Below are 19232 nucleotides of genomic sequence, written 5' to 3' on the forward strand. Positions count from 1 at the left end.
CAGTCCTGATAATGGCGCACAGCAGTCATACTGTCGAATGCCCATAATTCACTAGAACTATGCCTTGTGGGCATTCCCCGCGCGGTGCCTGCTTATTTGAACGCGGGGGTGCCGGTGATCTTATTGCCGAGAATCAAGGTATGCACCTCATCTGTCCCTTCATAAGTGCGCACGGATTCTAAATTGTTGGCGTGGCGCAGCGGTGAGTACTCCAGGGTGACGCCGTTGCCGCCCAGAATGGCGCGACACTCACGGGCGATTTCGATGGCCTCGCGACAGTTGTTGAGCTTGCCCACTGAGATCTGGTGGTGCTCCAGGTGTCCTGCATCTTTGCGTCGGCCCAGGTGAAGAGCCAGCAGAAAGCCCTTGTTGATCTCCAACGCCATGTTCACCAGTTTGCCTTGGGTGAATTGGTAACCCGCGAGTGGCTTGTCGAACTGTAGGCGCTGCTTGGAGTAGTCGAGTGCCACCTGCCAAGCGTCCCGCGCCGCACCCATCGAGCCCCAGATGATCCCGTAACGAGCCTCGTTGAGGCACTCGAAGGGTCCGCGGAGCCCTTTGGCGTTGGGCAGGATCGCATCCGCAGGCAGGCGCACCTCATCGAGCTCGATGTCACATTGGATGGAGGCGCGCATGGAGAGTTTGGGCTCTATCGGCTCAGCTGTGAATCCGGCACTGTCGGTAGGCACAATGAAGCCGCGGACTCCTTCGTCGGTCTGCGCCCAAATCACCGCGACCTGCGCCACGGAGGCGAGGCCGATCCACCGCTTGGAACCGTTGAGGACCCAATCATCACCATCTCGCCTGGCGAATGTCTCCATCCCCGCGGGGTCTGATCCCGCGCTTGGCTCGGTGAGGCCGAAGCAGCCGATCACCTCGCCAGCAGCCATGCGGGGCAGCCAGTCCTGTTTCTGCTCCTCCGAGCCGTGCTTGTAGATCGCACTCATCGCCAGCGAGCCCTGGACGGAGACGAACGTGCGCAGTCCAGAGTCCCCAGCTTCCAGCTCCGCGGCGGCAAGGCCATACTCCACAGCGCTGCGGCCAGCGCACCCATACCCTTTCAGATGCATACCCAGAAGCCCGAGCTTGGCCATCTCGGGCACAATCTCCAGGGGGAAGACAGCATCCTCGTACCAGCCAGCAATGCGCGGCTTGATGGAGGAATCTACGAACGAGCGCACGTCTGTCTGCAGCTGGCGTTCTTCCTCCGTGAGGAGGGAATCGAAACCGATCAGATCACTGTCGTACATTTACGAGCCTTTCGCTGGGGTAGGAGACGGCCGAGGCGTGAACGGAGCGCCCTGATGCTCGCCAAGGGCCGGAGGAGGGTGGTGATATCCGGGTGCCGCCCGTGAGAGCCGGATGGGATTAGTCAACTGGTGTGACTGCCGACCAGTGACCGCGTCTGTGACTATGGTGTGAGGTTCCAGCCCCAAAGCCGCTGCCAGTTCCAGTGCCTCGCCGACACTGTTGACTTTGCCAGCTGGCACCCCCGCAGCAAGCAGTTTCTCTTGCCACTGCTTGGCGGTGTCCTCGAGCAAGGCAGCCTCGAGGAAGGTTCGAAGCTCCTCCCGGTGGGTCACCCGGAGCTCATTGCTGGTGAATCGCGTATCGCCGACTAGGGTATTGAGGCCCAGGACCCTCAGGAGGTCAGCGAACTGCCGATCTGTGCCCACAGCGAGCGCCAACGTGCCGTCAGCGGTGCGGAACGTCTCGTATGGAGAAATGCTGGGGTGGGCGTTCCCCAGGCGCCGCGGCGAGGTCCCGGTTGCCAGCGTGGCCGTGCCCTGGTTCACCAGCGCCGCCAGCGCTGAGGAGAGCAGGTTGACCTGGACCTCCTGACCGATCCCTGTTGCATCCCGCACGCGCAACGCCATGAGGATACCGGCCAAGGCATTCTGCCCGGTAAGGACATCTACCAGCGCGACGCCCACCTTGCTCGGCTCCGATTCAGCGTCGCCGGTGATGCTCATCAGTCCACCCATGGCCTGCACCAGGAGATCGTAGCCAGGCATTGCTGCCCCTGAGCCTGTTCCGAAGCCAGAGATCGAGCAGTACACAAGGTCGGGGCGGCTTTGGGCCAGGGTGGGGTAGTCCAGCCCAAACTTAGCCATCACGCCAGGCCGGAAATTTTCGACGACGACGTCGGACTCAGCGACCAACTTGCGGGCGTAGGACAGGCCTTCCGGAGTCTTCAGATCCGCAATTACGGATTTCTTGTTCCGGTTGACACTAGAGAAATAGGTTCCTGTACCGTCCGCGTCGACCGGCGGAACCCAGGAGCGGGTGTCGTCGCCTGCCGGGCTCTCAACCTTGATGACGTCGGCGCCGAAGTCAGCCAACTGCATTGTGCACAGTGGACCAGCGAGGACACGGGAAAAGTCAGCGACGCGGACGCCTTCGAGTGGCTGGGGTCCCGATGGCTGCGGCATGTGCTGACCTCCTGGAAGCGTGTCGCATGTTGCATGCAACTGTAGAGCGTGTGGGTTATTTTGTAAAGGGACGGTGATGGGGCCGTCGGCTGTCGCGGGGCATGTGCAGAGTCACGTGCAGTGCTTGCTGAGCTGGTCGATCTTCGTCAGATATTCCTCGGCAGACAACCCTGGCGTATGGGCGCTCACGCCGGCGACGAGCAGCTTCGCTGTCCTAGTGACATGTTCACGCACCGCGAGCGCCACTGCTTTGGAGTCGCGGCGGAGCAGCGCGTTGATGATTTCGCGACGATCGTCGGCCAGGTCCTGACCGCTCCGTGCTGAGGGGATCGTCACAAGTCCACGCGTAAGCACCAGGTTTCGCAGTTCTCGGTCCAGCTCCGTCAGCCGAGCGTTGCCTGCCAGCCCCAGAAGATAGAGGTGAAACTCTTTGTCCGCTTGCAGAGTGCGCGGACCGTCACCGGCGGCCGCCGCATCGAGGATTCTGCCGTGCAGGACCTGGATTTGCTCCAGGTCGCGGTCTGTCGCGGCTTCCGCGCCTCGGGCCGCAGCGGGAGGTTCCAAGATGATGCGGATCTGAAAGATCTGCACGATCTCATCTAGAGACATCTGTATGACACGCACGCCTCGGTTCTTCTCAATCCGGACGATGCCTTCTTTTTCCAGAAGTTGGAGCGCCTCGCGAACCGGCGTTCGGGACACCCCCAGCTTCTCGGCCAAGCCGATCGCAGAGTAGTGTTCTCCGGGCCGCATCTCACCAGAGGTGACAGCTGCCCGGAGCATGTCGGTGACCTGGCTCGTCAATGACGCGCCTGTGGTGAGCGGTTGCATGCTACTCATGGGGAGAGTCTACTGGCCCCCCGTACCGGTGCTCCTAGGTCAGAGAAGTTGAACGGTATGATTCGTACTTGTTCTATCGACTGGAGGCCAGGCTGTCCGGAGCGTGAAAACAGAAGGACGATCTGAACCTCTCGAGAATCCTAGGAGGACCTCTGATACGCGCCGAGGTTTCACCGACAGTCGCATCTGCCGATTCTGAGGCGTCGACACGCTCCGTGGTCCGCTCACACCCGGAAGCCCGTGCGTGGACGACTGACCCGGTTCCTCAGCTGCTCGACTTTCACCGGTCGATTCCCGGTTATTCGCCCACTCGACTCGTAGAGTTGCCCAGACTCGCCCGTGAACTGGGGGCTGCGCGAGTGTGGATGAAGGAGGAGTCCGCCCGCTTTGGACTGCCAGCCTTCAAAATGCTCGGTGCCGCCTATGCAATCGCCCGGGCCCTATCCGTTCGGTTGGGGGAGAGGGAGCGGAGTTTCACATTCGAAGAGATTGCGGCCAGAACGGGTGAGACGGGAGTCCGCGAGCTCGTGGCCGCGACCGATGGCAATCACGGCCGTGCGGTGGCCCGCACCGGTGCGCTTGTTGGCCTGCCCGCGCGGATATTCCTGCCCGAGGGCGTGACACAGGAAGCGATTGACGGTATCCGCTCCGAGGGTGCGGAGGTGACAGTCCTTGACCTTCGCTACGAGGAGGTCGTGGCCCATGCTGCGGCCCAGAGTCGAGCGGAGGGATCACTGCTCATCCAGGACACATCGTGGGAGGGTTACGAGGAGATCCCCGCGTGGATTGTGGAGGGCTACGGGACCGTGCTGACCGAGGCTGCAGCGCAGCTCGCCGAAGCTGGTGCTGCCGCCCCCACCCTCGTGACTGCTCCGACGGGTGTAGGTGCCTTCGCAGAGGCCGTTGTGAGGTTTTCCCGGTCCGCCGGGTTCGCGGCGGTTTCTAGTGGGACCGAGGCAGCGGCCCCGCACGTGGTGTCAGTCGAGCCGGAGGCTGCGGCGAGCCTTATCGCCTCCCTGGTAGCGAACCAGCCCGTGTCGGTGGCGGCGAGCCACACCATCATGGCGGGTCTGAACTGTGGGACGGTGGCGTCGGCCTCGTGGCCGGTGCTCCGCGCCGGGGTAGACCTCAGCGTGCTGGTCACTGATGAGCAGGCGGCCGCAGCGGTGCGGGATCTGGAGGCGCTGGGGGTGGACGCGGGTCCTTGCGGCGCGTCGTCGTTGGCGGGGGTGAGAGTCCTGCGGGAGCGGGGTCTGCTGCCAGATGGGTCTCACATTCTGCTCCTCAGCACGGAAGGCAGAGCTGCGAATCCGCTGCCGGAAGCGCTGCGCGCAGGTGGCTCGGCGTATCAGGAGGACCAGTCATGACGACCCGTGAAGGTCACCACCAAGCATGGCTTCCGGCCTCCCTCTGAGCGCGGCACACCGGCACCCCCGTGTCCCGTGTGTAGGATTCCTGACAGCTTCCCCGCACGCCCGACTCAGAAGGAACTCGAGATGACTCAACAACTGACCGGTCACACGCCACCTCAGGAGGGTCGCTTCAAGCGTTCTCTGGGGTGGTTGGAAGTACTCTTCATCGGCTTCGGAGCCATGATTGGCTTCGGCTGGGTCACACTCACCAGCGGATGGCTTACAGAAGCGGGCACCATGGGCACCGTCCTGGCGTTCGTCATCGGCGCAGCAATCATGGCTTTGGTGGGGCTGGTGTACGCCGAGCTGGTCTCAGCCATGCCACTGGCCGGCGGCGAGCACAACTACCTGCTGCGAGGGCTTGATCCTCGCCTGGCCTTCATCGGGTCGTGGGGAATCGTCGGCGGTTACATTGCTGTGGTCGCCTTCGAAGCGGTCGCGATCCCCAGAACCATCGCCTACATCATTCCTCAGGTGAATTCGATTCCACTGTGGACTGTCGCAGGTTTCGAAGTGAACCTCATATGGGCCCTCATCGGCGTAGTCACCGGTCTCCTGCTCACCGCACTCAACATCAGAGGCATCAAACCGGCCAGCTTCTTTCAGACATCTGTGGTGATCTTCGTCGTCACCATGGCGCTCGCACTGATGGCGCTGGCGCTCATCAGCGGTGAACGCGAACACGCAGAGCCGCTGTTCACCGGCGGCAGCGCAGGTATTATCGCAGTCTTAGTGGTGGTGCCGTTCCTCTTCGTGGGCTTTGACGTCATTCCGCAGTCGGCCGAGGAAGTCAAAGTCTCACCGAGGAAAATCGGGTTCCTCGTGGTCATCTCCGTCCTCATGGCGGGGGCGTTCTACATAGCTATCGTGCTCACCACCTCAGTGGCCCTGCCAGCCTCCGAGATGGGTGACTTCGATCTGGCCACCGCTGACGCAATGGGAGCTCTGGCCGGCAACGAATTCTGGAGCAACGTCGTAGTGGCCGGCGGATTGGCCGGACTGCTGACCTCCTGGAATGCATTCATCATTGGCGCCTCTCGGCTCATCTGGGCAATGGCCAACTCCGGGATGCTGCCCCGCTGGTTCGCCAAGCTCCACCCCAAGCACCGCACACCTGTCAATGCCCTGCTGTTCATCGGTGCCATCGCGTTGGTTGCGCCATTCTTCGGCGAGGTCATGATGGTGTGGTTGGTGGACTCCGGATCGCCCTCAATTATCATCACCTACATCCTCGTCGCCGTCGTCTTCCTGATTCTGCGCCGCCGCGAACCGGATATGGCTCGGCCGATGCGCGTCGGTGGACACCGCAGCAACACTGGCGGCATCGTGGTGGGCGTGCTCGCCGTGGTGACTACCGCGGGGATGCTGCTGCTCTACCTGCCTGGCATGCCAGCCGGACTTACGGTTCAGCCCTACATCATGTTTGGAGCCTGGTGGCTGCTGGGTCTGATCTTCTTGATTCGCCTACCAGGGGGGATCAAGCCGGGACCTGGGGCTGAGCATGCGCTGCTCACGAAGCTCGCCGCTCAAAGGCGCGCGCCGAGCCAATAGCGGACGGAAGGGTGCTGTTGGTGCGGCGAATCAGCCCACCTTCATTTCGCCCATCTCCTCCCACCCCTCGCCCTCGACCTGGCGAGAGATGATTTTGGGCGTGGAAACCAGGGCTTGGTGCATAGGGCTGCCCTCTGCTGTCGCGGTCTGGAAATGGTCTGAGTTGACGTGAGGTGCCGCGCCGTCGTCGTCGAAAGCTTCTACCAGGACGTACTCGTTGGGGTTGTCCAGGCTCCGCGACCACTCGAACCATTTGTTCCCCGGTTCGGCGCGTGTCGCAACCGTAAAGTCACGGGTAATTTCTGGCCACTGGTCTGCAAGTTCCGGCTTGACCTCGAATTTCACTACTATGAGGATCATGTTGGTCCTTTCTTCGGGATGGTTGAGTGGTTCGCGCTCACGATGGCTTCTCCCAGCATCAGTGCGGTGACCACAGTGTGTGACGCAAGCTACGCCCACTCAAAGAATGTTTCTCGTGACATGAGAAAAGCTTCCGCTAGCCGGCACGCATGTAACGGCTGCACTGGCCGGCATACTCACGCAGAGCTGACTCGATTCGCGTCTCAAATCCGGACACTTTGCGGGAGGGCATGCTGACCGCGAGTGCGCCGACACACATGCCGCTGCTGTTGCGGACCGGCACTGCGGCACAGGTGGTCCTGGGCAGAAATTCTTCATGCTCCCACGCAATTCCTCGGGTAGAGACTTCGTTCAAGTGGTCATCGAGCAACTCCGGCCGGGCGATAGTGTGCGGGGTCAGAATCGGCATTCCTCGGGCTTGGATGTAAGAGCTTCGCTGCTCACTGGTCATGCCCGAGAGCAGGATCTTGCCGAACGCGGTAGCGTGCGCAGCCTCATGGAACCCGAAGCGAAGGGGTCGCAACCGGGGATGCTGCTCGCAATCAGACAGGTAGGTGAGCACAATGTCGGCGCCTCTGTAGATGGCGAAATATGCCGCAGCCTGCAGGGTGCGGTGCAGTTCGGTAGTGGCCTGGCGAATAGGAGGCGGAGCCAGTAACCGCTGCCGAAACGACAGCCCGAGATCAAAGCACTTGGGTCCCAGCTCGAACTGCCCCTCCTTCTTGATGTGCACCAGATACTCGTTGGCGACGAGTTCGTTGAGCAGTCGGTACACACTCGGGAGGGGTATTTCTAGCTGGTGGGCAATCTCCTTAGCCGGGACGCTGCCGGAGGCGGCGACGGTCTCCAGGATGGCGAATGTCCTGTTGATCAACGAAATTGCTGGCATCTGGGCCTCGTCTCACGGTGGTCGTTGAGGGCGATACTGTTCTCGTTCTCACCGGACGAGAATCCTCCTGTATAACAGTGTCGCAGATCACATACCGTCACAGTGTGGTCAATGGATGATCATGCGTCAGGCTGGGCACCGCCGGGATTTCGTGGGTGGTCGCAGCTGGCGGAGAGGTTGAACTGCCGAAGGAGCATCCGATGGTTTTTCCCGCCAAGTACCCATCACTCAACGCCATGGAGATGACGGACGAAGCCCGTCAGACCCTGATACGAGTGTTGCGTGTGGCATTCCCTCATGAGTCCGTTCCGGACGGGCCCTATGAGCGCACTGCGGACACCATCCTCACCGAGGCTCAGAATGAGACCTGGTTCCGTGTAGCGCTGGCTCAGGGGCTGCTCTCCCTCAACCAGCTCGCCGACGGTGACTTCCGTACGCTCGACGATGAGTCTGCCCTGAAGGTACTGCGCCGTGTGGAGGGCACCGAGTTCTTCGGCTTCGTCCGCCGGACCGCTGTCTTGAACCTATACGACGATGCGGAGGTGTGGGAAGCGCTCGGATACCAGGGTCCGTCATTCGATCAGGGTGGTTATATCCATCGAGGCTTCAACGACCTCGACTGGCTGCCCGAGCCCAGAATCGAATTTCCGGAGGGTGAGACGCTGCCGGCGATGGCGCCGGGTGCTGGACGGGTGCCGCGTCCCGTCGCCGAAGGGCGTAGACGTGACAGCACGAATCAGCCGGGCGCCACCAGCTCAGATATGGAAGAGGTGAAGAGGTAATGCCGTCCGCTGAACAGAACCCCGCACCAGGCACGAGCGTCACAGGGCACAGTGTGGACCAGGATGAGGACGCCGTCGTCATCATCGGCTCTGGAGCCGGGGGAGGGACCCTGGCCTATGAACTCACTGCGAAGGGAATCCCCGTCGTAGTCCTCGAAGCCGGGCCCTACCTCACCAACGATGACTACGTGAACAATGAGTGGGAAGCGTTCAACCAGATGGCGTGGCTCGACCCCCGAACCACTTCTGGGTCCTGGCGAATTGCCCGGGACTTCCCCAACCTCCCCGCTTGGATTGTCAAGGCCGTGGGCGGGACCACGACCCACTGGTCCGGTGCAACCCCGCGATTCAAGGAGCACGAGTTCAAGACCCGCAGCGTCTACGGAAGGGTCGATGACGCCAACCTCCTGGACTGGCCGATCGGACTCGAGGACTTGGCTCCCTACTACGACCGGGCCGAGAAGGCAATGGGCTCCACCCACGTCCATGGGCGGCCCCCGCTTCCTGCGAACAACAACTACAAGGTGCTCGCCAACGGTGCCGAACGCGCCGGCTATAGGTTTTACGCCACCGGACCTTACGCGACGAACGCCGAAGAGTATGATGGCCGACCGGCATCCATCCAAGACGGGTTCAACTTTCAAGGGGACAAGAACCGATCCAAATGGTCCACTCTGGTCCGGGAGATACCGCGCGCCGAGCAGACCGGTCTGCTGGACCTGCGCCCTGAGTCCCAGGCTGTGCAGATCACTCACGACGCACAGGGTAGAGCCGACGCCGTTCTCTACCTCGATAAGGAGGGCAACCTTCACCGCCAGGCGGCCAAAGTCGTCTGCGTCGCGGCGAACTCAATCGAAACCCCAAGGCTGCTGCTGCTCTCCGCGACACCGAGTTTCCCGGACGGCCTGGCCAACTCCTCCGGGCAGGTCGGCCGCAACTACATGCGCCACCTCACCGGAACAGTCTGGGGTCATTTCGACAAGCCGGTGCGCATGTACCGTGGTGAGACCATGGCCGGCCTCATCGGGGACGAGTCGCTCCACGACCCCGACCGTGGGTTCGCAGGGGGGTACTACCTGGAGACGATTGCGCTGGGACCGGCCTTCATGGCGGCGTTCGTAGAGCCAGGTGCTTGGGGCCCGGACTTCACGAAACTGCTGGATGCCTACACCAACACCGCAGGCATGTGGATTGTTGGCGAGGACATGCCGCAGGAGACTAACCGAGTGACCCTCAACACCACCGTGAAGGACCTCAATGGTCTGCCCGTGCCCAATGTCCACTATGACGATCACCCCAACGACGTCGCGATGCGTGAACACGCCTACGCAGCGGGGGAGAAGGTCTATGGAGCCGTGGGAGCGCAGTCGACACACCGCACACCGCCCTATCCGGCCACGCATAACCTGGGAACCGCAAGGATGAGTGAACGTCAGGAGGACGGGGTGGTGGACCGCTGGGGTCGAGCCCATGATGTGAGTAATCTGTTCATCTCAGATGGTTCTAGTTTTACCAGCGGCGCCGCGGCGAACCCCACCCTGACGATTGTGGCCCTGGCAATCCGGCAGGCTGAGTACATCGCTGAAGAGCTCAAAGCCCAACGGATCTGAGGGTGCGGACTCCTATGAGCCGATCGCGCCCATCGGGTTCCACCACTCTGCCGGAGACTCCCGCCGACCTCGTAGACGTGCTGCGAAACGCCGCAGGCGAGGTCGGCGTGCGTGCCACGGACCGTCTAGCCGCTGCTCATGACGCCTCGCACTACCTGTTGACGCCGCAGGCCGTGGTGCGGCCGAGCTCGAACGCAGAGATGGCCCAGCTCTTTGTCGCAGCCCACCGCGAAGGCATGGCTGTGACCTTCCGCTCGGGGGGCACGAGTCTGTCTGGTCAGGCGGTGACAGACCAATTGCTGGTTGATGTACGTCGACATTTCGGCGCGATTGAAGTCCTCGACGACGGCGCCCGGGTCCGTTGTGGCCCCGGGGCGGTACTGAGGCAGGTCAACGCCCGCCTTCTGCGCTACGGCCGCAAGCTTGGGCCAGATCCGGCCAGTGAGATCGCCTGCACGATCGGCGGCGTGGTGGCCAACAACTCCTCCGGGATGGCATGTGGGATTGAGACGAATACCTATCAGACCCTGGATTCATCCGTGCTGGTGCTGCCCAGCGGAACGGTGGTGGATACGGCGTCGTCCCAGGCAGATGCTCATCTGGCGCGCGATGAGCCTGAGCTGCATGCGGGTCTGGCGGCGTTGCGGGACCAGCTGCGCTCAGATCCGCGGTGCGTGGAACGCATTCAGCAGCTGCACTCGCTGAAGAACACGATGGGTTACGGGCTCAACTCTTTCCTGGACCATACTGAGCCGGTGCGGATCCTGGAGCATCTGGTGATCGGCAGCGAAGGCACGTTGGCGTTCCTCGGAGAAGCGACGTACCGCACGGTGCCGATCAGGCCGCATGTGGCCACTGGGTTGTTGATCTACCCTGATCTGGCGTCGGCGACCGCTAGCCTGCCCGATCTGGTGAGTGCGAAGCTGGCCACAGTGGAGCTCATGGACGCCACGAGTCTTCGGGTCTCCCAACGGGACCCGAAATCCCCGGACGTGATCCGGGAGCTGAGCGTAGAGAACCACTGTGCGCTGTTGGTGGAGTTTCAAGAGTCTGATGCGCAGGCACTGCAGGACAGAATCGACTCAGCAGCCCCGATGTGGGACGCGCTTCCGCTGACAGTGCCGGCACAGTTGACCACGGATGCGGAGGACCGGGCGGCCTTCTGGCGGACCCGAAAAGGTCTCTTCGCCGCTGTGGCGGGCAACCGACCCCCCGGCACAACAGCACTCCTGGAGGACATTGCAGTACCCGTGGAGCTGCTCGGGGAAACGTGTGAGGCCTTGAGCCAGCTCTTTGCCGCACACAACTACCGTGACGCGGTGATCTTCGGTCACGCCAAAGACGGAAACATTCACTTCATGGTGACGGAGTCGTTCACCGATGACTCCCAGGACGGTGTGGAGCGCTACGCTCAGTTCACTGAAGAAATGGTGGAGTGCGTACTCGCTCGGGGAGGAACGCTGAAGGCTGAGCATGGCACTGGCCGCATCATGGCGCCCTTCGTGCGGCGGCAGGTCGGTGATGAGCTCTATGCAGTGATGCAGCAGATCAAAGCGCTCGCAGACCCGCAGCAGATCCTCAACCCGGGGGTTCTCCTCACTGAGGATCCCCGGGCGCACCTCAAGCACCTTAAGACGTCTCCGGTGGTGGAGGAGGAGGTCGACCGGTGTGTGGAATGCGGTTACTGCGAGCCGGTGTGCCCGAGCCGCCAGCTGACCCTCACGCCTCGGGAACGGATCGTGCTACGCCGCGAAATTGCACGCGCAGAGAACGCCGGAGACACCGCGCTGGCTCACGCGCTCCGGGACGAGTACGACTATGACTCCGTCCAAACCTGCGCGGTGGACGGCATGTGTGAAACAGCTTGCCCAGTCTTCATCAACACCGGGGACCTGGTGCGCAGGTTGCGCGCTGAGACCAGATCGGGGGTTGAGGAGAAACTCTGGAAGGGTGCGGCGATGGGCTGGGATGCCGCTAGTCAGGCCGGAGCGTTGGCGCTGACGGTGGCTGACCGGTTGCCGCCGGTGGTCCCGCGAACAGGTTCTGACATGGCGCGTCGTGTTCTGGGGTCGGAGGCAGTTCCACGCTGGTCCACTGATTTACCCGCCGGTGGGCGCCGTCGTGCCGTTGTTCGTGACGCGCAGGCGGAGGTGGTGTGGTTTCCCAGTTGTACGCAGACCCTGTTCGGCACAGAGAGTGGCGGTGGTGTGGGGGCGACCGGTGTGGGGGAGGCCTTCCAGAAGCTCTGCGCGGCGGCGGGGGTACGTGTCCGCACGCCGGAGTCGATGCCATCACTGTGTTGTGGCACGCCGTGGAAGTCGAAGGGTTTGAACGCCGGGTATGACCACATGGGACGGAAAGTCTTCCACGCTTTGTGGGAAGCGTCAGAGGGTGGGCGACTGCCGGTGATCAGCGACGCCAGCTCCTGCACCGAAGGTCTCGAGGCTTTGGTGTCTGGGTTCGGAGAGCATGCGAGCGCGATTGAGGTCGTGGATGCGGTGACATTCGCTGCGCGACGCCTCCTACCTGACCTGCGGAGACTGGACATGCTTCAGGCACCAGGGCTGGCTTCCTTGACTCTGCATCCGACATGTTCCTCCACGCGCTTAGGGCTCAACTCGGCGTTCGAGGCCTTGGCGGAAGTTGTGGCGGAGGAAGTGCATGTGCCGGTGGAGTGGGACTGTTGTGCCTACGCTGGCGACCGCGGGATGCTCCACCCGGAGCTGACAGCCTCGGCCACCAAGGCTGAGGCTGCGGAAGTTCAATCACTGGGTTCTGATGCGCATGCGTCGACGAACCGCACGTGCGAGCTGGGAATGACTCGGGCTACCGGCGCGCAGTACCGACACATCTTGGAGTTGCTGAGTTCTGCGGTCCGGTCGGAATCCGACTTAGAGTGTATTCAGTGACCGATCAGGAAAAGAGCGACGATGGCCGCTACATCGTCATCAAGGGCCAGAAATGGCGTGCCTCGGATCCCGCGATTCCCGATCGGCTCCGGGCCGAACTCGTCAAGGAGCTCATGGCTGCCCGCCGCCTGGTGAAGACCCGTGGCGATGACGTGCGGTTCCGTGTGCACGATGCCAAGGTGGCGCTTGGGGAACGTGGGCAGCCTTGGTGGGAGCCGACAGACACTGGCCGCAGGGAGCGGGCCGCCGCAACCATTCGGTCTCTGCTGCGCCACCGAGACGGCTCCACCATTTGTCCCAGCGACGCCGCACGAGTAGTGGGCGGCCAAGCCTGGCGGTCGATAATGCCGCTGGTCCGCGAGGTGGCAAGTGAGATGTGCCAGAAGGGGCAGATTCGAATCACGCAGAAGGGCGAATCGGTCGGGATCGATGTGCGCGGCCCAGTCCGGCTGGGAGCCGGAGAGCAGCTCAAATCCTAGGTCGACGCCCCGCTGCGCTCGCAGGCCTTCAGTGAGCTTGAATCTTCAGCCTGTTGTCGAGCGACCTCACGATGGAGGACGCCCAGGTCGCTAGGCCTGCTTGTTTCTTCTCGGCAAGGGATCCGACGTGCCCGGTGAGGATGGCAGTATGACCGATAATGGTGATGCGGATGGCGCTGGAATCGAGCATTGGATTACGCAACATGGCATGCCGTATGTGCTGCTCAGCGTTCTTGATGGGGGAGCGGATGATGAGGGTGATGCGGTTGTCCACCGACTCCACGTCATCTAGTCGCCGTATCGCTTCTTCGGCCGCGTCGCGCTGCAGGTAGGAATCCACCGCGCCGGTCAGTGTGACATGGCGACCGCTGATGTGCGCCATGACAGCGTTGGGGACCATGGGAGAGCGTCTCAGAGTGCGGTTGACGATCTCCGTGAAGTCACCATCAGTAATCCTCTGCGAGGTCGTCGGGGTGGGACTGTTAAACATGGGGCAATAGCCTCCTGTGGTCCTCGGTCTGGATTAGGGTGCTTCCAGACTGGACCAGTTTGGGCGGGGTTGAGTAGGGTCCAAAGTCCCATGGGCCGTCGGGTCGTCAGATCAGCCGCCCTCGGAACCCTCTCTGAGCTTCCGCTCCGGATACGCCCCCGTCGAATCCTCCCTGAGTCACTTCTGGTGGGATGTGGGGACCACCAAGACAGGGCAGGCTGAGCGGTTTAGTACCGCTTGGCTCACGGAGCCGAGCAGCAGCCCGGCGAACCCGCCGTGCCCTCGAGTCCCGACTGCCACGAGTGCTGCGGTCCGAGAGGCCTCCGCAAGGACCCCTGCCGGTGATCCGTTGAAGAACTGCCATCTGACCGCCATTCCGGGGTTCTTGTCCCCCAGCTCGCCTGCAAGTCTCTCCATGTGGTCGATGTATCCGCGGCGAATGTTCGACACTTCGATGCGGTGGTGCTCAGCATCGGGGTACCAACCGTGCGCATTCAAGGTCTCTGCGGCGATGAGGGTCAGTGGGCGATCTGTCAGCGCAGCAGCTTCTGCGGCCAGGTGCACAACCTCCGTCGCTGCGGCTCTGACATCGACCCCGACCACAATTTCGGAGTCAAAGTTGAGCTCCTCGGCCACGTTGGCGAAGGTGCGGCGGTGATCTTGCTGGGGGACGGACTGCTCCAGCACAGAGAGCGGCTCGTCCGCGGCCTCGTCCCCGCTGGCCAGGTGTTGAGAGGGGGCGAGCAGCTCTTCGGCGAACTCACTCTCCCACTTCTCCGGCACAACAAGTGTGGGACAGTGCGCGTGCGCGGCGAGCTTTGCTGAGGAGCTGCCCAACAGTCTTCCGGCAAAGCGATTCCGGCCTCTCTTGCCCACTATGGCCAGATGCGCGGAGCGACTTTCCTCGACTAGGACTCTGCCGGCATCCCCTTCAAAGGTTCGGGTGGTGGCATCGACGCCTGCCTCCGATGCTCGCGCGGAGTAGTGGTCTAGGCGGGCCTGCACCTCGTCGGCGGCACCGTGCAGGTAGTACTCCAGGGCTCGAGGATTGTATTCGTCGATCACCACTGGTCTCATAAAGGCTCCCACCAGGCGGAGCGGCCAGTTCCGCTGTTGGGCCACCATCAGCGCTGCGACAAACGCGCGATCCGCGGCGGGCGATCCGTCGAGGCCCACCAAGACGCCAGGTGCATGGTCCTCATCCATTCCATGTGTGTGTGCCATACCGTAACGATACGACTGCAAGAGGAACTTGGAAAGAGTTTCTTACCAGCTTCTGTGGGATTTATAGAATGACAATTATTGCGATGTCGCCTTCATCGATTGTCAGTGGGGGCAGCACGTCCATCAATGGAGTTGGTGGCTGCGTCTATTCGCGCCATGGCGTCATCGAACCGGTGGACAGTAGTCCAGAGTTCCGGGTGTTGCTCCCGGACCTCCTCTAGATTCAAACCGCCAGCCCGGAGGGTCCCCAAATCGAAACTCACGTTGGTGCGGGCACCTGCCACGGCGGCCCGCAGCGCACCGAAGGCGACCACGACGTCGGCGACCAGAGCGGAGTTGCCGTTCTCGGTGAGCCAGGTCAGGTCGTCGATCGCGCCGATCGCGTGCTCCCCCAGCACCGCCGAAGACTCAGCTGCCTCAACAGAGGCCTTGCGGATCGCTTCGTCGCGTGCCCGGCCGCGCTCCAGCTTGAAGGCGGCTCCAAAGGCGTGGGATGCCGCGGCGTCGTCGTCAGCCAGCTGCAAAGCTGTCTGCCTCAGGTTCTGCGCTCTGATGAGGACACTGTTGAGCTGATCCTCCTCACCAGCGTCCGGTTCGGTGTAACCGGCCACCATGGAAGTCAATGATGCGGCGAGGGAGAGCATGACCCCGGCCCCCGCCCCGCCACCGGGGGCACCGATGGGTTCTCCCAGGGCGCGAGTCCAATCCGCGACCGTCGATTCCTGTGTGGTGATCTGCTCAGAGGTACCCATCACCCCAGTGTGTCAGAGGACCGGACGCAGAGGCTTCAGTGCCAATTCCGTCACCCTCGCCATGGGGTGGCGTGCTCGCCACGCCTGGGGCCGGACATCCTCGCAGTGTGCCATGTCGCTGCGAAAGACTCTCTCCATCTCCTGGGCGAACCCGGGATCAACGACCTCAACATTGGACTCGTAGTTGAATGACAGCGAGAGGCGGTCGATGTTGGCGGTGCCGATAGTGGACCACTCTCCATCAATGGTGGCGGTCTTTGAATGCATCATGCTGCTGGCATAGAGCAGGATGGTGATGCCGGCGTCGAGCATCTGGCCGAAGAAGCCTCGGGAGACCCAGTCGGCAATCACATGGTTCGACTCCTTCGGCACCATCACTTGGACATCGACGCCTCGCTCTGCAGCGAGAATCAGCGCCCTGAGGATCTGCTGATCCGGAATGAAGTACGGTGTGGAGATCCAAATCCGGTTCTGCGCTCGCTCGATCGCCTTGAGGTACATGTTCCGAACCGGGTAGACGAGGTCCACAGGCATATTCGCCACCACCCGCACTGTGGGGTTCCAGCTGTCCGGGGCTGTCCAGGGCACTTGATCCGCGGGGTCGCGACCCTCATTCCAGAGCCGAGCGACCGTCTGCCGGAGTCCCCAGACTGCTGGTCCGGCGGCACGCAGATGAGTGTCCCGCCATTTCCGTGCGTAGAGGCGGCCGATGTTGTAGCCCCCGACGAACCCGATTTCGTCGTCGACAACCAAAATCTTGGAGTGGTTGAACCCTGTGGAGCGCAGCGGCGCCTTCCAGAAACTTCTCCCAGCGGCAGGCATGCGGTAGATGTGGACGTCATCAGTCAGCTGACGGTAGAACGATGGAGGTACCACCAGGTTGGCGAATCCGTCATAGATGATGAAGACATCCACGCCGCGCGCGGCAGCGGCGTTGAAGGCATCGATGAACTGCTGCCCCACCTCATCGCTCTTCCAGATATAGGTCTTCATCAGGATCGAGTGCTGTGCGGCGTTTATGGCCTTCAGCATGTCCCCGTAGAGGGCTTCGCCGTCGGTGTAAATGGTGAGTGATGATTCTTCCACGTGGGACTCAAAGGTGCCGGGCCGGGGCGCGTTGCGCTCTTTGCGTTTGCTCCGCTTCAGCAGGTCCAGCGTCACCACGGACACTGCGGCACTCAGTGGCACCCCTACCGCCGTTCCCGCCAGGGCCAGGCTTAGTGACTTGGGCGAACTCTTGCGGCGGCCGAGGCGCCTTCTCATTCTGGAACGACTCATGAGCCCACCCTAATGTGCCGGAGTGAAGACGCCGGGTGAGTGGCATCGGAACCGGCCCTGACCCCTCTTTGTGGCTCCGCCAGGTTCGCAGCCAAGGAATGATGCAGGACGCCGAGAGGTTGACTGTGGAGAAATGTCTCGAGGAGTTCGTCCGTTGCGGGCTTCCCGTTCAACCATAGGTCGGAGAACAACATGAACCTTTCCACACTGGCACTGCGCACTCTTCCCGGCGCCTTCATTCTCAACGCGGGTATCAGCAAGCTGAAGTTGGACACTGAGTCGGCAGCCGGCCTGCAGGGCATGGCAGCGACCGGCGTCCCCGCCGTAGAGAAGCTTCCCCCCGAAACGTTCGGGAAGGCCGTGGCTTGGGGTGAGATCGCGGTCGGCACTGCGCTGCTGACCCCCTTTGTGAGCAACCGGCTCGCTGGTCTGGCACTGGGCGGTTTCTCAGCCGGGATGCTCAGCATGTATTTCCGCAATGACGACATGACCCAGTCTGACGGTGTTCGGCCGTCACAGGACGGGACTCCCCTGGCTAAGGACATCTGGCTGGCGGCCATCGCCATTGCGCTGGTGACCAAGCGACGCAAGAGCTGAACTCTCGAAGCGCTCAGGGGGACTCAGTGCGTGAGCAGCTGAATCCCGTCGAGAATTGCCTCGTGGACGCGGTCGTCACCAAGCGGAAGGAAGTGCCCACGGGTCTCCAGCTGAACATTGTGCGCCCCGTCCAGATGACTGCCGCCCGGGATGTGCGGGTCGAAGCGTCCGTAAATGGAGACGATCTCCCGATGCACGTGGTGGTTGGAACCTAGTTCAGTCAACTCTGGGGAACGCGGCAGGAATGTGCGAATGGCTGGCAGCGGCAGCAAGCGGGCAAGCGGTGACCCTTCGAAGGGTGTGTTGAGCGTTACGAGCCCGTTAATCAGACCAGGCTCATTGTGGCGAGCCAGCATGAGCTTGCCAATCAGCCCGCCTTTGCTGTGTGCGACCAATACGCAGTTGCGGATGCCCGCTTCGCGAATGTGTTGCTGCACCAGGTTCGTCATGTCCTCGAGCGTGCCACCGTTGTATCCCAGCTCGACGACGGCGCGGACGTCATATCCGTGCGCCCGCAGTAAGTCTGCCACCGGGAGCATGAAAGCCCAGGTTTCGTAGATCCCTGGGAGCAGAACGATCGCAGGCTTGTCCGGAGTGGGCATACGGTACTGTTCAGGGTCTGGCGGGCGCACCAACCCGTTGGCCTGCCAGCGGAGAGCGTAGCCATAATCCCGGACCCAGAAAGTGAGATTGGTGGCGGCCTCAGAGAGCCGCTCCGGCAGGAGACTCCGGCCCCTGGAAAATGGGGCGTCGTCCTGATCCATGGAACTCGTCAGCTGTCCCGTGAGGTCGCACGCGGCACGGCGCCGGGGCCGGTGCGGGCGGCGATGAAGGGCGCGCAGGCCTCCGCCAGCGCCTGGGACTGATTGTGCTGGAGGGCGTGAGGACCCTCAGGTACCTCCCGCAGGCTGGCGTCTGGAGCAAGACGCACTAACTGGCGCACCCATGCGGCGGAGGCTATGGGGTCGCGGGCTCCGCGAACCACAAGCCCCGGAAGCCGGCACTGTCGAATGGTCTCCTCTGGTCGGTCGGCGAACATGTATCGAAGCGTCCGCAGGTATCGCAACGGGCCCATTCGCAGGTAATTCCGGAAGACCACTGCATTGGTGGCGAAAGGTTCGGCCAGGGTGTCGCGGAACAGACGCCAGGCTTGGGCGGGGAGGCTGCGCGCGGCTGGGTCTACGGTGGGCCCGATCAATACGTAGCCGGCGCCGAGGCTGGGATTGTTCGCGACAGTGTTCGTCACGATCTGACACCCCATGGAGTGGCCTATGAGAACTGGCGCCTTCAACCCCAGCTGTGCACACACTTCTGCGACCACCTCACCGAGTTCCGCAACCGTCAACGCACGGGGTGGATTGGGAGTGCTGCCGTATCCCGGAAGGTCGAGGGCATATACGTCATAGGTCGCTGCGAGCACGTCCGCGTAGGGCAGGAAATACTCGCCTGACATACCGATCCCATGCACCAAAACCACCGCCGGGCGCTGCAGATCGAAGGATCCCCGCACATCCACCGCATGGGCGCCCACGTACAGACGCTGAGTCTGGAACCCGGTGTCATGCTGAGGCGTTCGGGGCAACGTCGTCGCTTTCGCTTAGTTGAGCAGTGTTGAACAGGAACTCGC

At 62.4% G+C, this 19232-nt stretch carries 18 protein-coding genes; 7 read left to right on the forward strand and 11 right to left on the reverse strand.

The window, feature by feature from the left end; translation table 11 throughout:
* Positions 1-92 precede the first annotated feature (92 nt).
* The 3 genes from D3250_RS01315 to D3250_RS01325 all read right to left on the reverse strand — a co-directional run bounded on the left by D3250_RS01315 (position 93) and on the right by D3250_RS01325 (position 3272).
* On the reverse strand, positions 93-1250 hold the full coding sequence (locus tag D3250_RS01315) for an acyl-CoA dehydrogenase family protein (protein WP_119901558.1): 1158 nt from the start codon (positions 1248-1250) through the stop codon (positions 93-95).
* Positions 1251-2432 carry a CaiB/BaiF CoA transferase family protein gene (locus tag D3250_RS01320; RefSeq protein WP_119901559.1) on the reverse strand — a complete coding sequence of 394 codons (1182 nt, stop codon included), beginning with the start codon at positions 2430-2432 and terminating at the stop codon, positions 1251-1253.
* A gap of 111 nt (positions 2433-2543) precedes the next feature.
* A complete protein-coding gene (locus D3250_RS01325) occupies positions 2544-3272 on the reverse strand; it encodes a GntR family transcriptional regulator (RefSeq protein WP_119901560.1) in 729 nt (242 codons plus the stop codon).
* A 215-nt stretch (positions 3273-3487) separates the two neighbouring features.
* On the opposite strand from D3250_RS01325, the gene D3250_RS01330 reads away from it, so the two are divergent.
* Positions 3488-4639 carry a diaminopropionate ammonia-lyase gene (locus tag D3250_RS01330; RefSeq protein ID WP_119901561.1) on the forward strand — a complete coding sequence of 384 codons (1152 nt, stop codon included), beginning with the start codon at positions 3488-3490 and terminating at the stop codon, positions 4637-4639.
* Positions 4640-4768: 129 nt separating this feature from the next.
* Complete coding sequence (locus D3250_RS01335) at positions 4769-6235, forward strand: APC family permease (RefSeq protein ID WP_119901562.1); 1467 nt, start codon at positions 4769-4771, stop codon at positions 6233-6235.
* 30 nt (positions 6236-6265) lie between these two features.
* On the opposite strand, the gene D3250_RS01340 is transcribed toward D3250_RS01335, so the two are convergent.
* Positions 6266-6595 (reverse strand): putative quinol monooxygenase, encoded by a 330-nt coding sequence (locus D3250_RS01340; protein ID WP_119901563.1) that lies wholly within the window; start codon positions 6593-6595, stop codon positions 6266-6268.
* Positions 6596-6731: 136 nt separating this feature from the next.
* The gene (locus D3250_RS01345; protein WP_119901564.1) at positions 6732-7484 is read right to left on the reverse strand and encodes an IclR family transcriptional regulator; all 753 of its coding nucleotides are present in this window, start codon (positions 7482-7484) and stop codon (positions 6732-6734) included.
* Positions 7485-7684: 200 nt separating this feature from the next.
* Here D3250_RS01345 and D3250_RS01350 point away from each other — a divergent pair, with 200 nt between their 5' ends.
* The 4 genes from D3250_RS01350 to D3250_RS01365 are packed head-to-tail and all read left to right on the forward strand — an operon-like array spanning position 7685 to position 13264.
* Positions 7685-8266 (forward strand): hypothetical protein, encoded by a 582-nt coding sequence (locus tag D3250_RS01350; RefSeq protein ID WP_119901565.1) that lies wholly within the window; start codon positions 7685-7687, stop codon positions 8264-8266.
* On the forward strand, positions 8266-9876 hold the full coding sequence (locus D3250_RS01355) for a GMC family oxidoreductase (protein WP_119901566.1): 1611 nt from the start codon (positions 8266-8268) through the stop codon (positions 9874-9876). Before D3250_RS01350 ends, D3250_RS01355 begins: the two co-directional genes overlap by 1 nt.
* Positions 9877-9890: 14 nt before the next feature.
* A complete protein-coding gene (locus D3250_RS01360; RefSeq protein WP_119901567.1) occupies positions 9891-12785 on the forward strand; it encodes an FAD-binding and (Fe-S)-binding domain-containing protein in 2895 nt (964 codons plus the stop codon).
* Positions 12782-13264, forward strand: a complete 483-nt coding sequence (locus tag D3250_RS01365) for a DUF3253 domain-containing protein (protein WP_119901568.1) — start codon at positions 12782-12784, stop codon at positions 13262-13264. Before D3250_RS01360 ends, D3250_RS01365 begins: the two co-directional genes overlap by 4 nt.
* A gap of 28 nt (positions 13265-13292) precedes the next feature.
* On the opposite strand, the gene D3250_RS01370 is transcribed toward D3250_RS01365, so the two are convergent.
* The 4 genes from D3250_RS01370 to D3250_RS01385 all read right to left on the reverse strand — a co-directional run bounded on the left by D3250_RS01370 (position 13293) and on the right by D3250_RS01385 (position 17008).
* The gene (locus tag D3250_RS01370) at positions 13293-13754 is read right to left on the reverse strand and encodes a BON domain-containing protein (protein WP_119901569.1); all 462 of its coding nucleotides are present in this window, start codon (positions 13752-13754) and stop codon (positions 13293-13295) included.
* A gap of 177 nt (positions 13755-13931) precedes the next feature.
* A complete protein-coding gene (locus D3250_RS01375; protein ID WP_225973075.1) occupies positions 13932-14978 on the reverse strand; it encodes a universal stress protein in 1047 nt (348 codons plus the stop codon).
* Positions 14979-15070: 92 nt separating this feature from the next.
* Positions 15071-15730 carry a cyclodeaminase/cyclohydrolase family protein gene (locus D3250_RS01380; RefSeq protein WP_119901570.1) on the reverse strand — a complete coding sequence of 220 codons (660 nt, stop codon included), beginning with the start codon at positions 15728-15730 and terminating at the stop codon, positions 15071-15073.
* A gap of 12 nt (positions 15731-15742) precedes the next feature.
* The gene (locus tag D3250_RS01385; RefSeq protein WP_119901571.1) at positions 15743-17008 is read right to left on the reverse strand and encodes a phospholipase D-like domain-containing protein; all 1266 of its coding nucleotides are present in this window, start codon (positions 17006-17008) and stop codon (positions 15743-15745) included.
* A gap of 192 nt (positions 17009-17200) precedes the next feature.
* On the opposite strand from D3250_RS01385, the gene D3250_RS01395 reads away from it, so the two are divergent.
* Positions 17201-17605 carry a DoxX family protein gene (locus tag D3250_RS01395; protein ID WP_119901573.1) on the forward strand — a complete coding sequence of 135 codons (405 nt, stop codon included), beginning with the start codon at positions 17201-17203 and terminating at the stop codon, positions 17603-17605.
* 23 nt (positions 17606-17628) lie between these two features.
* Here D3250_RS01395 and D3250_RS01400 read toward each other — a convergent pair whose 3' ends face one another.
* Positions 17629-18369 (reverse strand): esterase/lipase family protein, encoded by a 741-nt coding sequence (locus tag D3250_RS01400; RefSeq protein WP_119901574.1) that lies wholly within the window; start codon positions 18367-18369, stop codon positions 17629-17631.
* An 8-nt stretch (positions 18370-18377) separates the two neighbouring features.
* On the reverse strand, positions 18378-19187 hold the full coding sequence (locus D3250_RS01405) for an alpha/beta fold hydrolase (RefSeq protein ID WP_147383452.1): 810 nt from the start codon (positions 19185-19187) through the stop codon (positions 18378-18380).
* Positions 19188-19232: the final 45 nt, after the last annotated feature.

The sequence above is a fragment of the Nesterenkonia natronophila genome, from assembly GCF_003595215.1.
Taxonomy (GTDB): Bacteria; Actinomycetota; Actinomycetes; order Actinomycetales; family Micrococcaceae; genus Nesterenkonia; species Nesterenkonia natronophila.

What these genes read in the sequence shown, in the direction of transcription:
- D3250_RS01315 (WP_119901558.1), bottom strand. Translation starts at nt 1,250, where the DNA reads ATGTACGACAGTGATCTGATCGGTTTCGATTCCCTCCTCACGGAGGAA.
- D3250_RS01320 (WP_119901559.1), bottom strand. Translation starts at nt 2,432, where the DNA reads ATGCCGCAGCCATCGGGACCCCAGCCACTCGAAGGCGTCCGCGTCGCT.
- D3250_RS01325 (WP_119901560.1), bottom strand. Translation starts at nt 3,272, where the DNA reads ATGAGTAGCATGCAACCGCTCACCACAGGCGCGTCATTGACGAGCCAG.
- D3250_RS01335 (WP_119901562.1), top strand. Translation starts at nt 4,769, where the DNA reads ATGACTCAACAACTGACCGGTCACACGCCACCTCAGGAGGGTCGCTTC.
- D3250_RS01340 (WP_119901563.1), bottom strand. Translation starts at nt 6,595, where the DNA reads ATGATCCTCATAGTAGTGAAATTCGAGGTCAAGCCGGAACTTGCAGAC.
- D3250_RS01345 (WP_119901564.1), bottom strand. Translation starts at nt 7,484, where the DNA reads ATGCCAGCAATTTCGTTGATCAACAGGACATTCGCCATCCTGGAGACC.
- D3250_RS01350 (WP_119901565.1), top strand. Translation starts at nt 7,685, where the DNA reads ATGGTTTTTCCCGCCAAGTACCCATCACTCAACGCCATGGAGATGACG.
- D3250_RS01355 (WP_119901566.1), top strand. Translation starts at nt 8,266, where the DNA reads ATGCCGTCCGCTGAACAGAACCCCGCACCAGGCACGAGCGTCACAGGG.
- D3250_RS01360 (WP_119901567.1), top strand. Translation starts at nt 9,891, where the DNA reads ATGAGCCGATCGCGCCCATCGGGTTCCACCACTCTGCCGGAGACTCCC.
- D3250_RS01370 (WP_119901569.1), bottom strand. Translation starts at nt 13,754, where the DNA reads ATGTTTAACAGTCCCACCCCGACGACCTCGCAGAGGATTACTGATGGT.
- D3250_RS01375 (WP_225973075.1), bottom strand. Translation starts at nt 14,978, where the DNA reads ATGGCACACACACATGGAATGGATGAGGACCATGCACCTGGCGTCTTG.
- D3250_RS01380 (WP_119901570.1), bottom strand. Translation starts at nt 15,730, where the DNA reads ATGGGTACCTCTGAGCAGATCACCACACAGGAATCGACGGTCGCGGAT.
- D3250_RS01385 (WP_119901571.1), bottom strand. Translation starts at nt 17,008, where the DNA reads ATGAGTCGTTCCAGAATGAGAAGGCGCCTCGGCCGCCGCAAGAGTTCG.
- D3250_RS01395 (WP_119901573.1), top strand. Translation starts at nt 17,201, where the DNA reads ATGAACCTTTCCACACTGGCACTGCGCACTCTTCCCGGCGCCTTCATT.
- D3250_RS01400 (WP_119901574.1), bottom strand. Translation starts at nt 18,369, where the DNA reads ATGGATCAGGACGACGCCCCATTTTCCAGGGGCCGGAGTCTCCTGCCG.